The sequence below is a fragment of the Clostridium sartagoforme AAU1 genome (genome assembly GCF_000401215.1).
Lineage (GTDB): Bacteria > Bacillota > Clostridia > Clostridiales > Clostridiaceae > Clostridium > Clostridium sartagoforme.
On sequence record NZ_ASRV01000008.1, the window covers coordinates 1 to 15,331 of the forward strand.

At 29.0% G+C, this 15,331-nt stretch carries 12 protein-coding genes and 1 pseudogene; 1 reads left to right on the forward strand and 12 read right to left on the reverse strand.

What is annotated here, in order from left to right; translation table 11 throughout:
* Positions 1–45: 45 nt before the first annotated feature.
* From A500_RS21975 to A500_RS00240, 5 genes and pseudogenes are all read right to left on the reverse strand, one after another.
* A pseudogene (locus A500_RS21975) lies at positions 46–1,394 on the reverse strand (MFS transporter).
* A complete protein-coding gene (locus A500_RS00225; RefSeq protein WP_016205587.1) occupies positions 1,384–2,184 on the reverse strand; it encodes an ABC transporter ATP-binding protein in 801 nt (266 codons plus the stop codon). The pseudogene A500_RS21975 and the gene A500_RS00225 overlap by 11 nt, the downstream one beginning before the upstream one ends.
* A gap of 2 nt (positions 2,185–2,186) precedes the next feature.
* Positions 2,187–3,194: a FecCD family ABC transporter permease gene (locus tag A500_RS00230; RefSeq protein ID WP_016205588.1), complete on the reverse strand. Its 1,008-nt coding sequence runs from the start codon at positions 3,192–3,194 to the stop codon at positions 2,187–2,189.
* Complete coding sequence (locus A500_RS00235; RefSeq protein WP_016205589.1) at positions 3,194–4,186, reverse strand: FecCD family ABC transporter permease; 993 nt, start codon at positions 4,184–4,186, stop codon at positions 3,194–3,196. The genes A500_RS00230 and A500_RS00235 overlap by 1 nt, the downstream gene beginning before the upstream one ends.
* Positions 4,173–5,123: an iron-hydroxamate ABC transporter substrate-binding protein gene (locus tag A500_RS00240; RefSeq protein WP_016205590.1), complete on the reverse strand. Its 951-nt coding sequence runs from the start codon at positions 5,121–5,123 to the stop codon at positions 4,173–4,175. Before A500_RS00240 ends, A500_RS00235 begins: the two co-directional genes overlap by 14 nt.
* Before the next feature lie 740 nt (positions 5,124–5,863).
* On the opposite strand from A500_RS00240, the gene A500_RS00245 reads away from it, so the two are divergent.
* On the forward strand, positions 5,864–6,868 hold the full coding sequence (locus A500_RS00245) for a helix-turn-helix domain-containing protein (RefSeq protein WP_016205591.1): 1,005 nt from the start codon (positions 5,864–5,866) through the stop codon (positions 6,866–6,868).
* Positions 6,869–6,982: 114 nt separating this feature from the next.
* On the opposite strand, the gene A500_RS00250 is transcribed toward A500_RS00245, so the two are convergent.
* The 7 genes from A500_RS00250 to A500_RS00285 all read right to left on the reverse strand — a co-directional run bounded on the left by A500_RS00250 (position 6,983) and on the right by A500_RS00285 (position 15,324).
* Positions 6,983–7,402: a nucleotidyltransferase domain-containing protein gene (locus A500_RS00250; RefSeq protein ID WP_016205592.1), complete on the reverse strand. Its 420-nt coding sequence runs from the start codon at positions 7,400–7,402 to the stop codon at positions 6,983–6,985.
* A gap of 193 nt (positions 7,403–7,595) precedes the next feature.
* Complete coding sequence (locus A500_RS00255; protein ID WP_016205593.1) at positions 7,596–8,237, reverse strand: histidine phosphatase family protein; 642 nt, start codon at positions 8,235–8,237, stop codon at positions 7,596–7,598.
* An 862-nt stretch (positions 8,238–9,099) separates the two neighbouring features.
* On the reverse strand, positions 9,100–10,263 hold the full coding sequence (gene fucO, locus A500_RS00265) for a lactaldehyde reductase (protein ID WP_016205595.1): 1,164 nt from the start codon (positions 10,261–10,263) through the stop codon (positions 9,100–9,102).
* Between the two features lie 295 nt (positions 10,264–10,558).
* Positions 10,559–11,377, reverse strand: coding sequence for a rhamnulose-1-phosphate aldolase (gene rhaD, locus A500_RS00270; protein ID WP_016205596.1), 819 nt, complete (start codon positions 11,375–11,377; stop codon positions 10,559–10,561).
* 25 nt (positions 11,378–11,402) lie between these two features.
* Positions 11,403–12,659: an L-rhamnose isomerase gene (gene rhaA, locus A500_RS00275; RefSeq protein WP_016205597.1), complete on the reverse strand. Its 1,257-nt coding sequence runs from the start codon at positions 12,657–12,659 to the stop codon at positions 11,403–11,405.
* Between the two features lie 9 nt (positions 12,660–12,668).
* Positions 12,669–14,084, reverse strand: coding sequence for a rhamnulokinase (gene rhaB / locus A500_RS00280; protein WP_016205598.1), 1,416 nt, complete (start codon positions 14,082–14,084; stop codon positions 12,669–12,671).
* A 280-nt stretch (positions 14,085–14,364) separates the two neighbouring features.
* Complete coding sequence (locus A500_RS00285) at positions 14,365–15,324, reverse strand: AraC family transcriptional regulator (RefSeq protein ID WP_016205599.1); 960 nt, start codon at positions 15,322–15,324, stop codon at positions 14,365–14,367.
* Positions 15,325–15,331 lie beyond the last annotated feature (7 nt).

The following is a 15,331-nucleotide window of genomic DNA, read 5'->3' on the forward strand; positions in this document are numbered from 1 at the left end:
CCAATTTCCAAATTTTACACCCCAGGGGTGACTTTTTATATATTATTAATTCTTTAATTCTCTTACATTCCATTTTACAAAGATAATTAATCCTATATTAGCTGCTGCCGTTATAAGTAAAATTATTCCTATTGGTATTCCTGCTTCTATTACCTGTCCATATAATAATTGCCCTGGGGCTACACTTATGGTTGCAATGGCTGTTGAAAAGGCTGAAACTTTACCTAACATTTCTAATGGTACTTCCTTTTGTATAAATGTTAATGTTAGTACATTTGATAATGATAAAGACATCATAATTGCCATACCAGAAATGCCAAATAAAACTGCTAATACATAGTTATTTGCTTTCACGGCTCCTAATGAAGACATTAGTAAAACTCCTGCAATCATTGGAAAATATGTATAATGTACCTTTTTCATTGAAAACATCTTTGGTTTTATGCTTATCCAAAATCCTCCTATTATCATTCCTAAAACAAATATTCCCTCAACTATTCCATAAATTTGTGATGGTAATCCTAAAAAATATTTATAAAGTATGGTGCTAGTATTGTTAGCACTGGAACTAAAAATATATTACATAAAGCATATGAAGCTATAATTCCAAGAACAACCTTTTTCTTTTTTGATAGATATTTAAAGGTTTTGTACATATCGATAAAAGAATCTTTTATAAATCCTACTGATAAAACTTTGTTTTTAGGTTTATTTCTTGTTATTTCAACTGTTGGCGCTATCTCCATATCAGCTATATCTGTAACTAAATTTAATTCTTTTTTATCTAAAGAACTAACATTAAAAGCTTCTTCTTCATCTACAGTCTTAACTACATCTGGTATATCTAAAAACATCTCCATTACTGCTGAAGCAAAAAAACTAATTGCATTTATTATGACTATTAATTTTATTCCAACTATTCCATATAAAATTCCTGCAAGTATTGGTCCTAAAAAATTTACTACTGATCCTACTTGACTTATTATTCCATTGGCACTTGTTAGTTTTTCTTCATCCACTACTTGTGGAATTGAAGCTGTTACTGCTGGTCCATATAATGTATAGCATATTGATAGCATAAACATAACTGCTGCAACTATCAACTTATGATCATTTCCACTAAATACTACAAAGGCATACCCTCCAATTAGTATTGAGCAGAAAAGGTCCAAATAAACCATTATCTTTTTTCTATTTACATTGTCTGATAACATCCCAGCAATTGGTGCAAATAAGATATATGGTATTGTTGATATAGCTAATATATTTGCAAAGGTAGCTGTACTACCTGTAAACTCTAGTAAGTATAAGGACATACTAAATCTTTGAATTGCGTTTCCAAACAAAGATATAATTTGCCCTATAACTATTATTATAAAATTTTTATTTTTCATGTTCACCCCTTAGAAGTTCATATTCCATACATATTGGATATTCTCCATTTTCACTTGTTTGAAGATTAGCCTCTACTCCATATATTTCTTTTAAAGTACATTTCGTAATAACATCTATTGGTTTTCCCTGGCAAATAACTTTTCCCTTTTTAAGACCTATTATGTTATCTGCAAACCTACAAGCATTATTAAGTTCATGAAGCACTATAACTACTGTAATTTTCTTTTCCTTATTAAGTTTTTTTAGTACTTCTAATACCTCAAGTTGATATGACATATCCAAGTAAGTTGTAGGCTCATCAAGCATTATAATATCTGTTTCTTGAGCTAAAGTCATAGCAATCCATGCCCTTTGTCTTTGCCCTCCAGATAAATTTTCAACTTCTCTATCTGCAAACTCTAAAAGTCCAGTTTCTTCAATTGCCCAATCAATAACTTCTTTATCATGGCTATTTAATCCACCTATCATCTTTTGGTGTGGAAATCTCCCGTAAGCTACAAGTTCTCTTACTGTAATCCCACTTGGACATACTGGTCCTTGAGGAAGAAATGCTACTTCTTTTGCTATAGATTTTTCTTTTATTTTCTTCATGTCTTTACCATTAATTAAAATATTTCCAGACCTTGGCTTATTAATTCTTGCTATTGTTTTTAAAAGAGTTGATTTTCCACAACCATTTGCTCCAATTATTATACTAACTTCACCCTTTGGTATAGATAGATTCATATTTTCAATTATTATATTATTTTCATATGAAACTGATAAATTCTTTATACTAATAGCTTCCATAATTATTTCTCCTTCATCATTAAATAAATAAAATATGGTACTCCAAATATTGATACAGTAATTCCAACTGGAATTTCAATTGGAGAAAATAAATTTCTTGAAACTGAGTCTGCAAGAAGAATTATTATAACACTTATTATTGCTGATATTGAAACAAAGTGCTTATGATAAGGTCCAACTAGTTTTCTTGCAATATGAGGAGATACAAGTCCTAGAAAGCCAATGTTTCCTGCAAAAGCTGTTGCAGTTCCTGCTAATATAACTACATAGCTTAAAAACTTTTTTCTTTCTTTTTCTATATTTAATCCTAAAGATATTGAAAGCTCATCTGAGAGATTTAAAATATCTAATTTCTTATGGTTTAACAATACTAATATGAACATTAAAGTTATTATTGGTATAATTACTTTAGCATAACTCCACCCTGATCCCCAAAGGCTTCCTGATGTCCAAACTAAAACTCTGTTGTAATCTCCAACTCCCCCTCTAAATGTACTAAATACTATAAATGCATTAAGAGCCGAATTCATACCTATACCAATTAAAAGTAATCTTTTTGGCTTTATTCCATTTTTACTAGATAACATATACATTATAAATGAAGAAACTGCTGCTCCAATTATAGCCATAAATGGAAGAACAAAAATAGATAAAGAACCAAGTTCACTATAATAATTTGCTGTTTTGTATGTAATGAATAAAACTGCTGCAACTGCCGCCCCTGCATTTATACCTATAATTCCTGTTTCTGCTAAATCATTTTTAGTTATGGTTTGAAGTATTGAACCTGCTGTAGATAATGCAACTGCTACAAATATTCCAACTAACATTCTTGGAAGTCTTATATTTAAAATTGCTGTATTTTGAAGTTTTGTCCCTTTTCCAACTAAAACATTGATAACTTCTAGTGGAGATATTTTATAGGTACCCCAGCATAGTGTAACTAAGAAGGAGGCTATTAATAAGATTAATAAAATAATTAAAACTATTCTAAATCTTTTCTTTTTCATTATCCTCTCTCCTTTCTAGCCACAGCTATAAAAAATGGTATTCCTATTAAAGCTGTAAATACTCCAATTGGAGTTTCATATGGATCTAATAACATTCTTGCTGCAACATCTGCAAATGTTAAAAGTGTTGCTCCTAATAAAAATGAACATGGTATATTTCTTCTATAATCTTCACCTAATATTTTTCTAACTATTTGTGGAACAATAAGTCCAACAAAAGCTATATTTTTTCCAACTGCTACTGCTGCTGCACACATTGGTATAATAACCATAAGTGTTGTAAATCTTATTTTTTCTGGATTCTGCCCAAGTCCAATTGCAACATCATCTCCAAGGCTTAAAATATTGATTTTAGGTGATAATAAAATTCCTATAATAAGTCCTATAATTCCTACCCAAAACACTAATCTAAAATCTGCCCAACTTGCATTTCTAAAACCACCAGATACCCAAAATCCTATCATTTGAGATTGATTTGATAAAAGTCCTATTATAGTTGTTAAAGAAATGAAAAATGTACTCATAGCTGTTCCTGCTAAAAGTATCTTTGCAATGGAATTATTATTTGCTTTTTTAGATATAAATCCTAAAACTATTAATCCTGTTATAAGTGCTCCTATTAAAGATGCTATCATAACATTTTTAATATTTACTGATATTCCTAATGCATAAAATATTGCTATAACTAGTGTTGCTCCTTGACTAACTCCTAAAATTGAGGGTTCAGCTATTGGATTTCTTGTAACACCTTGAATCATTGCTCCTGTTACTCCTAAAATTCCCCCTGTAAATAATACAGATAAAGCTCTTGGAATACGAACATCCCTAATTAACATAAGCTCAAGTGTTTCACTGTAATTAAAGATACTGTCCCAAATCTCTGAAAAGCCAATATGGACAGCCCCTAGCCTTACAGCTAGAAGCAGTCCTATTGTTAGAAGTAACATACTACAAATTGTAAAAATTATCGTACGCTTCTTACTTTGTTCCATTTAACATTTCACCTATTTCATCTATTAATAATTCCCTACCTATTGAGCTGTATCCTTGATTAAAATATGGTGATGATTGTAGTTTAACTACTTTTCCTTCTTTAACTGCTGGTAAGCTGTTCCATATAGCGTTGCTTTCAAGTTGTGCTAAATCTTCATCTGTTGCTATTAAGAATATATAATCTGATTTAATTGATGCTAATCCTTCATATGTAACTACTGGAAGACTAATATCACTTTGTTCTGGCATTCCTTCTGGTTTAGCAAGGCCCATATCTTCATATAAAACATTTCCAAATCCTGCTCCATCAAATATAAAGAATTGTCCACCACTTGCTAAGAATGAAAGATAAGTTGTAGATTCACCATATTCTTTTTTAACTTTATCTCCAGCTTCTTTTGCTTTTGATTCATAATTTGAAATCCACTTATTTGCTGCTTCTTCCTTATTAAATACTTTTGCAAATGCCTTAACATCTTCTTTCCAGTTTAATGCTTCTAATTTAATCATAACTGTTGGAGCAATTTCACTTAATTGATCGTACATTTTTTCTTGAACTGTTGATATAACTATTAAGTCTGGGTTTAAGTTCATAACTGCTTCTACATCCATAGTATCTTGCATACTATATCCTAAAATTTCTGCTCCCTTTAATGTTTCTTCTAAATATGCAGGAAACTTAGTATAGTCATAAGCATCACTATTTGCTGTTCCTATTACCTTATATCCTAATATAGATAAAATATCACTATTTCCACTTAAATCTACTATTCTTTGAGGTTCTGCTGGAATCTCAACTTCTCCTCTAACATCTGTTACCTTTACAGTTTTATCTGATGCTTTATTTTCAGTTGTAGTTCCATTTGTACCACATCCTACAAGCATTATTGCAGTAACACATGATGCAACTATTGTTTTTAATAAATTCTTCTTCATAATATACCTCCGATTATTCAGTTCACAGTTTTTGTCAGTTCACAGTTCACAGGGCACAGTTCACAGTTTTTGTTCAGTTCACAGTTTTTGTTCAGTTCACAGTTTTTGTCAGTTCACAGTTCACAGCGCACAGTTCACAGTTTTTGTTTAGTTCACGGTGCACAGGGCACGGTTCACAGTTTTTGTTTAGTTCACGGTGCACAGGGCACAGGTCACAGTTTTTGTTTAGTTCACGGTGCACAGTTTTTACTATTATGTATTAATTAATTTTTTATTGATAATACTTTTCACTTGTTTATTACATTAGTAATTGTATGTGATATTCATTCTCAATTCAATATCTGCATCTAATTTGATAATTTTATCATCCAATATAATAATTTTTATATGGAAATTATAGATTTTCTGCTATAATAATTTTTATAAAGCTTTGTTTAGTTCACAGTTTTATTCAGTTCACAGCGCACAGTTCACAGTTCACAATTTAGGATGAAACTACTATGTAGTTTCTGAAAGTTAGATTATTTTAACTCTTTCAGAGTTGTAGAATAACCTTTTTTAATTCAGCTCTGCTGAATTATTTCCATAACTGTGCACTGTGCCTTGTGAACTGTGCACTAAAAAAAGTTGTGCACTAAAATGAATTTTACTTTGTAAAATTTATTATTTCCTAATAGAAAAGTTTTATGATAATAATCAATGTAGTTTTATAATTCAAAATAGGGGGATGCTAAAAACAAATGATATCAAAATCAACTTATGAGTTTCAAAAAGAAGTTTTAAGTAATATGACATTTTCACCTCATTCTATGGGAAACTTTACGATATATAAAAATGATGATAGGCCTGATCTTGGGTATTTCATTAAGTATAGTAGAGAAGGATACTATGATTTTGGGGTTGGTGATTACACTATACCAAATGACTTTTCTTTATCTTTTAATCATAAAGAACCAATAATGCGTTTTGGTACTGTATATACTGGGGTTACAAAGTTTAAGATAGAAAACAACCCAATTTCCTCTTTTTCTCCATCTTCATTTTTTGTTGTGGAAAAAAATATAAAAGGATCTCAAGTATGGAAAAAGGGTCAACACTTTCATGGAGCAGAAATAACTATTTATAAAAAGTTTTTTGATGATATTATAGATAAAAACTTTCCTAATACACTTGGTTTTAATAACTTTATAACTAATTATACTTATCGCTATCTTCCTCTGGAAATAGCAACTATTGTTCAACAATTAAGAAACTTAGTACAAGCTAATAAATTAACTTTATTATATTTAGAAAGTAAGATTCTAGAAGCAATTGCTTTAATGTCACAAGAAATTCAATGTTCTATTGAAAATACTTTTACAAATCAATTAGATTATGGTGATATTATCATTGGAAAAAATAGACGAGTTTCACTAACAGCTTCTGATGTAAATGCACTACAAAAAGCCCATGAAATCTTAACAAAGGAGGCATGCAATCCCCCTACAATAAATACATTAAGTAAGATGGTATTTTTAAATGAGCAGAAATTAAAAGCAGGATTTTCATCAAAATATCATATGTCAATTAGCCAATATACTACATCTATTAAAATGAATATTGCAGAAAACTTATTATCAACAACAGATTTAAGCATTGATGAAATTTCTAAAATGGTTGGATATAATTATTGCGGAAACTTTGTAAAGATGTTTAAAAAAACTCATGGGAAAACACCGCTGGCTTTTAGAAAAATGAAAGAATAGTAATATTTTGCGAAGCAAAATTTCTAGTGCACAGTTCACAAGGCACAGCTCACAGTTGGTTTCATTTTTTTAGGGAACAGGTAGCAGGTATCAGGGAACAGGGAACAAGCTCAATTATAGTCTGCTACCATTAATATCCTCCAAAAGCTTACTATCTTCTCTTGTTTTTCTTATGAGCCATTCATTTTCTCTTAAATATTTATTTACATATAATCTAAAATCAATTTCCTTAAATTCATCTATAATTAATTTATTTTTACTGTCTAAATATTGCTTTGCTAACCTATTATCATAGTCGCTCATGTTTAAGAATGTTAAATGTATATTTTCATAATTGAAGAACTTCTTCAATATAGGCAAAATTATCTCCTCTAAATTAATTTCATCCATAATATCGTATCTTTTTATAATTAAAACTAAGATATCTATATCACTATTGCCTTCTCTCCAGTATTTAGTGCCATAGCTTCCAAACACGGCTAATGAAATTAAATTATCGATTTTATTAAGTTTTAAATCATTTAATAACTTCATAATATCATTTCTTATCTTTTAACAATTTTCTATATACTATATTTTAACATATATATTCTTCCAATCATCAGATAATTTAAATATTAAGAATGAAAAAGTGATTTTCTATATTAGGATTAGTTATCATATATGCTAAATTGGATAATTTATATTTAAAGATTATTTATATAGTTTTAATTCTTTCCTATATATTTTATTTAAATTCATTAAATTCCTTCTTTGCATATTCATGATGTTCCATACATGCAACTAAAGGCATATCATATCCATCTTCTTTGAAGTTTATTTCTGTAAGGCTTGTCTGTTTTATAAATGGTGGATCCCATAAAGTATCTATATCTCTATTTTCTAATGCTGTTAAGTAGGACTTTAGTGTAATTGTATGAGTTACAATTAAAATAGTTTTGCCCTTTTCTTTTTCTAAAATTTCATTTATTGCTTCAAAGGCTCTTTCTTTTACTTCGTAGAAACTTTCTCCATTTCCTGTTGGTATATATTTAGATGGTACATTCCAAAAGTTATAATAATTTTCTTCACTTAAAGATTTCATTTCTTCTTGATTTAAGCCTTCCCATCCACCAATCCTTATTTCTTTAAGTCCATCGTGAGTAATTAAAGGAATATTTCTATCTCCTTTAACTATTTTTGCAGTATTAAAGGCTCTTCCTATTGGACTAGCATAAATAACATCTATATGTAAATCCTTCATTCTATCTCCAAGCCATTTCGCTTGATTTTTTCCTAATTCAGTTAGTGGTGAATCTCCCCACCCTTGCATTATTCCTTTTTCATTCCATTCTGTTTCACCATGTCTTGTTAAATATAATTTAGTCATAAAATGCTCTCCTTTTAATATCTCTTTTAGTTGATTATATAATCAAAGTTTATTACTTTTATGGCTATAGATTTTATAGCAAAAACCTATTATTTTATAAGTAATAATCTATAATACTTACATAAAATAATAGGCTATGGTATTTATATAATTATATTATACTTGTCTTATATATGATTTGCAGTATTCATTTTGATTTAAATTATAAAAGATTATTATATAGAAGTGTCTCTTAAAAGGTTTAACTCTTTGTGTTCAAGATATTGATATAAAATAATTTTCCATCTTATCCCTATGTATATAATTATCCATTTATGGTATAATTCTAAGGTAATATTTGAAAATTCCATAGTTGGATGGCTATGGAGGTTTTGGACATTTTATCTCCCTAGGACTATTGGTGATACTTCATCATAGTTAGGGGGTGGTATTGGATATGTTTGATACTTTTATAAAGTGTATATCAATTATTTATGTAATTAGCTTAATTCTAAAACATAATCTTTTTATACATCATTTAAAAATTAAGATTAAATTTCTTGGTCTTGATATAGAAGTTAAAAGCAAAGAAAAAAGTGCTCCATCCCGCAAAGATTAGCACTTTTTCTAAGGTTCATAATTAATAATATAAATCTAATCCAATAGCCCTAAAACAAAATAAATGTTCTAAGACTTTGCTTAGTGTTAGCACACTAAGCTTTTCTTATTTATATTATATCAAATTTTTATAAAAAATAAACCCTTAAAGTTTTTTATTCTAAAATTTCAAATTGTAAATTATTTGTAATTACTCTTTTTAAATTTCAATTAGATAAATATGTTTAATTAACTTTAAAAGAGTAAGCAACCTTGCCCACTCTTTCTAGTAAATATTATTTGAAAGCTTTTTATAAATTTCTAATATCTCAGTTACGTTAGTATCTCTTGGATTTCCTGGAGTGCAGGCATCTGCAAATGCTGATTTTGCAAGTGCTTGTAAGTCTTCTTCTTTAACTCCTATTTCACTTAATGTCTTTGGAATTCCTACATCTTCTGATAGTTTCTTTACTGCATCTATAGCTGCTTTTCTGTATTCTTCTTGAGACATATTATCTAAACCTTGAACATCCATAGCTTTAGCTATTTCTTTATACTTTTCTCCAGTAGCTTCTGCATTATATTCCATAACGTATGGTAAAATTACTGCATTGGCAATTCCATGAGGTGTATCATAAAATGCTCCTAATGGATGTGCCATTGAGTGAACAATTCCAAGTCCTACGTTACTAAATCCCATACCTGCTACATATTGTCCAAGAGCCATATCTTCTCTACCTTTAGATTCATTAGCTACAGCACTTCTAAGTGAACGTCCTATTATTTCTATAGCTTTTAAGTGAAGAGTATCAGTTAACTCCCAAGCTCCCTTAGTTATATATCCTTCAATTGCATGAGTTAAAGCATCCATACCAGTTGCTGCTGTTAATCCCTTTGGCATTGATGACATCATTTCTGAATCTACCACTGCTATTACTGGTATATCATGAGGATCAACACAAACAAATTTACGTTTCTTTTCTTCATCTGTAATAACATAGTTTATTGTAACTTCTGCTGCTGTTCCTGCTGTTGTTGGTACTGCTATTATATCAACACATTTATTTTTTGTTAAAACAGCCCCTTCTAGACTTCTTACATCTGAATATTCAGGATTATTTATAATAATACCTATTGCTTTTGCAGTATCTATTGATGACCCTCCACCTATTGCTATTAAATAATCTGCATTACTTTCTTTGAATTTTTCTATACCTGCTTTTACAACATTTATAGTTGGATTTGCTTTAACTTCATCAAATATTTCAAATTCTAAAGCATTTTCTTTTAATAAATCTGTAACTTTAGTTGCTACATTAAATTTTATTAAGTCTTTATCAGTAACTACTAATGCCTTTTTATATCCTCTTACTTTAACTTCTGTAACAATATTTTCTATTGCTCCTGCTCCTAAATAACTTGTTTCATTTAAAATCATTCTGTTTGCCATAAAATCAATCTCCTTCTTATAATTATGTTTTGTTAAATAATTAACTTTTTATATTAAAAAATTTTACCTATTTTTAGATTATGGGGATTTTACCCTTCTTATATATATCTTTTTCTGTTTTAAAAGATTGTTGGTAGCTTAACCACCAACAACTTCTTAAAACAGTAAAACAGATTTATATGCTATATTAACACTTATTGATTGTACATATTACCAACAATATTTTAAAACACATATATATGGGCTAATGTATATAGGCTAATATAGCATTGCATATTGTACTTCAACTATTTTATTATTTCAAATATTCTTCTGAAATACTTACCTTAAAATCTCTAGCTAAATCTCTAAAGTTTTGTGAACTTATAGTTTGTCTCTTTCCACCCATGGATAAAACTTTTACAAGTATTTCAGCAGATTTTTCTACAGTATCCATAAGACCAAATGTTAAGTCTAAGTCTTCTCCTGAGCAAAATACTCCGTGATGAGCCCATATTACTATGTCATGTTTTTTCATTAATTCACTTGTAGCTTCTGCAATTTGCGCTCCACCTGGAACCATCCATGGCACAACCCCTATTCCACTTGGAAATACTACTGGGCACTCTGTAGCCATTTCCCATAGTTCTCTTGTAAAGACTACTCCATCAAGAGGTAGCACAAATGTTAATGCTATTATATTAGTTGCATGAGAATGCATTATAATTCTATGCTTTCCACCTGTTTGATCATATTTAACACAGTGACTCATAAGGTGTGATGGAAGTTCACTAGTTGGTTTAGCTCCATTTATAAGACCCCAAACAATTTTGTAGTTTTCTCCAGCTTCATCTATTTTAACTATTCCTACATTTGCTTCTAAATCAATAGCCACATTTCTTATAAACTTTCCACTTCCAGTTACTAAGAAATATTCATTAGCTAAATTTTCAACCTTTACTCCAATTGATTTATATTCTGCAGATTCATCTATAAGATCTTTAACTTCATTAACTTCTTCTTTTGTTAATCTATAAGTAATATTTCCACCATTTCTTTCATGCCAGCCCTTAAGCCAAGCATCGTTAGTCATTTTTTGAAAGTTTTTGATAAATTTAATATCATTCATTTTCATTCCTTATTCCCACCTTTGCAATCCATTAATTTCTTTTTGATAACTCATTTTCTTCGTATTCTTTAACTTCTTTTATCCAAGCTTCCCCTACTGGAACATTATTCTTTTCACAGTAATAATTCCATATGTCTCCCATTGGATAAGTTTTTAATTCTTCCATTAAAGCTAATCTTTCTGTAAAGTTACCTTCATCTTGATATTTCTTTAATAATTCATTAGGTGTAAGCATTGCTGACAATAATGCTTTAATCATGTTTCTTGTACCTATAGTCCATGCTGCTATTCTATTTATGCTTGCATCAAAGAAATCAAGGCCTATTATAACTCTATCTAAAGCATCATTTCTTACTATTTCTTTTGCAATTTCTTTAAGCTCATCATCGAAAATTACTACATGGTCACTATCCCATCTAACTGGTCTACTTACATGAAGTGCTAATTTTTCATTGAATAAAAGCATAGCTGATAGCTTGTCTGAAACTACTTCTGTTGGATGATAATGTCCTGTATCCATTAAAGACAATATGTTATTTCTAGCTGCAAAGTTTATATAAAATTCGCTTGATCCTACTGTATAGCTTTCTGCACCTATTCCAAATACCTTAGATTCTACACAATCTAAATTATATTTTTTATTTATATCTACTGCATAAATTTGTTCTAAAGAATCTTTAAGTCTTGCTCTTGGTCCTAATCTATCACTTGGAATATCTTTATATCCATCTGGTATCCAAAGATTTGTTACACAAGTTTGGCCAAGTTCTTTTCCAAAATATTCTCCTATTTTCCTTGAAGCTATTGAATGTCTTATCCAAAAATCTCTTATGTCCTTATTAGGATGAGATAAAGTTAAGCCATCACAAGCTTTTGGATGTGAAAATATAGTTGGATTAAAATCTAATCCTAGTTCTTTTTCTTTAGCCCAATTTACCCAATTTTCAAAATGCTCTGGCTTTATTTCATCTCTTTCTATAACTTCACCATTTGTTTCTGCATATATTGCATGTAAATTAACTTTATGTTTACCTGGAATTAAAGATAATGCCTTGTCTAAATCTTTTCTTAATTCTTCTGCATTTCTAGCTTTTCCTGGGTAATTTCCTGTAGCTGCAATCCCTCCTGAAAGTTCACTTTGTGAAACCTCAAATCCAGTTACGTCATCTCCTTGCCAGCAGTGGATTGAAATCTTAACCTTTTTAAGATCTTCCAATACTTTATCTACATTAATTCCAAATTTCTCATAATCTTTTTTTGCTTCTAAATATCTTTCTTTTATATTCATAATGTCCTCCTAATTTATACATTTTATGGCCGTATATTTTTTTATTTCAAAAGATTCTGCTATAAGTTTTCTAGCTTCTCTTAAGTCTTCTATTTTATTAAAACTAAGCAGCTGAACAATTATATTTCCTATTGCTGTTGCCTCAACTGGACCTGCTAAAACTTCTTTATTAGTTCTATCTGCAATTAATTGATTAAGAAGTTCATTTTGACATCCACCACCAAAGACATTAATTCTTTCATATTTCTTTTCAAATATTTCTTCAAGTTCTTTAATAGATTCTCTATAACTAATACCTAAACTGTTAAATACACAATAAGCCACTTCACCAGGAGTTTTAGGTATGTCTTGATTAGTTTCTTTGCAATAATCTTGTATTTCTGTAATCATATTTTCAGGATTTAAAAATCTATCCTGATTTACATCTATAATTGATTTAAAGCACTCAACTTCCTTAGCCTTTATAACTAATTCTTGGAAGGAATATTTATCTTTGTACACCCTTTTTACTTCTTGTATAATCCAAAGTCCCATTATATTTTTTAAAAACCTAAACTTATAATCAATTCCACCTTCATTAGTAAAGTTGTAATTCATTGACTGTGGAACACAAATTGGAAATCTATTTTCAACTCCCATAAGAGACCATGTTCCAGAGCTTAGATAAACACTATCCTCATCATTACATACTGAGGATATAAAAGCAGAACCTGTATCATGAGTTGCAGGTAATATTACCTCCATATTAAAACCAAATTCTTCTACTAATTCACTTCTTAAGTTTCCAAGATTAGTTTTAGGAAGCTTTATTTCTTGGAACATCTCTTTATTTATTTCTAAGGAATTTAATATATTATCATCCCATGTTTTATCAAAGGAATTTACTAATTGAGTTGAAGTGGCATTTGTATATTCATTAACTTTTTTTCCTGTTAAAAGGAAGTTGAAATAATCAGGTATCATTAAAAAGGTTTTAGCTTTTTTAAGATTTTCTGGATTTTTCTTTTTAATTGCCATAAGCTGATATATTGTATTAAATCTTTGAAACTGAATTCCTGTATAAAGATATAGCATATCTTTAGGTATTATCTTAAAAACTTCTTCCATTATCCCTTCTGTTCTATCATCTCTATAAGCTACTGTATTTCCTAATATATCTTCATTTTCATCTAATAACACAAAGTCTACTGCCCAAGTATCTATCCCTATACTTTTAGGGATTTTGCCTATTTCCTTGCATTTTTTTATTCCATTTTTTATTTCTGAAAATAAGTTTTTTAAATCCCAGCAATATTCATTATTAACCTTTTTTATTCCATTACTAAATCTATAAATTTCTTCTAATTTAAGCTTACCATCTTTTATAAATCCTAATATATGTCTTCCACTAGAAGCCCCAATATCAATGGCTAGATGATATTCCATAACCTATTCCCCCTATCAAGAAATCATTTACTTAACTTGATTATATTATTTATAAAAGTTATATTTAATAACTCTATTTGTTTAATTTATTATCCTTATTTGCAAAAAGTAGTAGACATATGTAAATTTACTTATGACCTCGTTTCACTCGAAGTCAACGTAAACTTACATATGTCTACTTGAAAACTGAAGGAAGGAAATTATAAAAAGTTATTCACGTAGTAATCTTTTTATAATTTCCTAGAAAAGTAGAACACTACTAGAAATTTCTAATAGTCTTCTACTTTTTTTCTCTATATTCTTTAGGCGTAACTTTATACTTTGTTTTAAATATCTTATAGAAATAAGTAAGATTTTCATATCCAATTAAATCTATAACTTCAACTATAGGATATTCTGTAAACTTTAAAAGCTCTACAGCTTTGCTAAGTCTTTTTTCTTGCAGTAGTTCTTTAAAAGTCATCTTAGTATGCTTTTTAATTAATTTGCTTAACTTATAATGTGGTTGCTTAAGTTCTTTAGACAGCTCAAAAAGATTTCCTTCTCTGTAAAACTCATCTATATATTTTAAGCATTGAATTATTAACATCTTTTCATAATTATCCACAGAATATGTCTCTACATCTTGTGAATTCTTTACAAGTTCTACTATTAATAATCCTACTAAAAGTTTAATTGTAGCTTTACTCATTATAGAAGGAGTATAAAGTTCAGTTATTATTTTCTCTACTAAGTTTTGTATTTCTTTGTTATCTGCAACCTTAAAATATAAATATTCTCCTTCTTCATAATTAGTATATAAGGTTGTTATTAAGAATCTGCTTATTATATTATCATTTTCTAATAATCCTAATATATAATCGAAGAATTCAGGTTTTATTATAAAATTTATTATTATATCTTCTTCTTTAGAAGCTTCAATTTCATGAGTAATATATTGATTTAAGAAAATTAACTCTCCCCTTTTAAGTATTATTTTCTTATCATCAATTATCTCTGTTAAGCTTCCTTGATAAACATAATTAAATTCAATATAGTTATGCTTATGCTTTGGAAAATCTATAAATCTTGTATGTTTCCTTATATCTATAAGTTCTTCTTTTCCTAACAACTTATTGCTATCTATTATAAATTGACCATTATCAGTATATAAACTTTTATTAACTTCATGCTCACCACTTAAAATTTTATTTTCTTCATCTGTTAGTGCTATTAATTTATTATGAATATACTCTTTCATAAGTTTT

What these genes read in the sequence shown, in the direction of transcription:
- A500_RS00240 (WP_016205590.1), bottom strand. Translation starts at nt 5,123, where the DNA reads ATGAAGAAGAATTTATTAAAAACAATAGTTGCATCATGTGTTACTGCA.
- A500_RS00255 (WP_016205593.1), bottom strand. Translation starts at nt 8,237, where the DNA reads ATGACTAAATTATATTTAACAAGACATGGTGAAACAGAATGGAATGAA.
- A500_RS00230 (WP_016205588.1), bottom strand. Translation starts at nt 3,194, where the DNA reads ATGAAAAAGAAAAGATTTAGAATAGTTTTAATTATTTTATTAATCTTA.
- rhaB (WP_016205598.1), bottom strand. Translation starts at nt 14,084, where the DNA reads ATGGAATATCATCTAGCCATTGATATTGGGGCTTCTAGTGGAAGACAT.
- A500_RS00250 (WP_016205592.1), bottom strand. Translation starts at nt 7,402, where the DNA reads ATGAAGTTATTAAATGATTTAAAACTTAATAAAATCGATAATTTAATT.
- rhaD (WP_016205596.1), bottom strand. Translation starts at nt 11,377, where the DNA reads ATGAAAATGAATGATATTAAATTTATCAAAAACTTTCAAAAAATGACT.
- A500_RS00235 (WP_016205589.1), bottom strand. Translation starts at nt 4,186, where the DNA reads ATGGAACAAAGTAAGAAGCGTACGATAATTTTTACAATTTGTAGTATG.
- fucO (WP_016205595.1), bottom strand. Translation starts at nt 10,263, where the DNA reads ATGGCAAACAGAATGATTTTAAATGAAACAAGTTATTTAGGAGCAGGA.
- rhaA (WP_016205597.1), bottom strand. Translation starts at nt 12,659, where the DNA reads ATGAATATAAAAGAAAGATATTTAGAAGCAAAAAAAGATTATGAGAAA.
- A500_RS00245 (WP_016205591.1), top strand. Translation starts at nt 5,864, where the DNA reads ATGATATCAAAATCAACTTATGAGTTTCAAAAAGAAGTTTTAAGTAAT.
- A500_RS00285 (WP_016205599.1), bottom strand. Translation starts at nt 15,324, where the DNA reads ATGAAAGAGTATATTCATAATAAATTAATAGCACTAACAGATGAAGAA.
- A500_RS00225 (WP_016205587.1), bottom strand. Translation starts at nt 2,184, where the DNA reads ATGGAAGCTATTAGTATAAAGAATTTATCAGTTTCATATGAAAATAAT.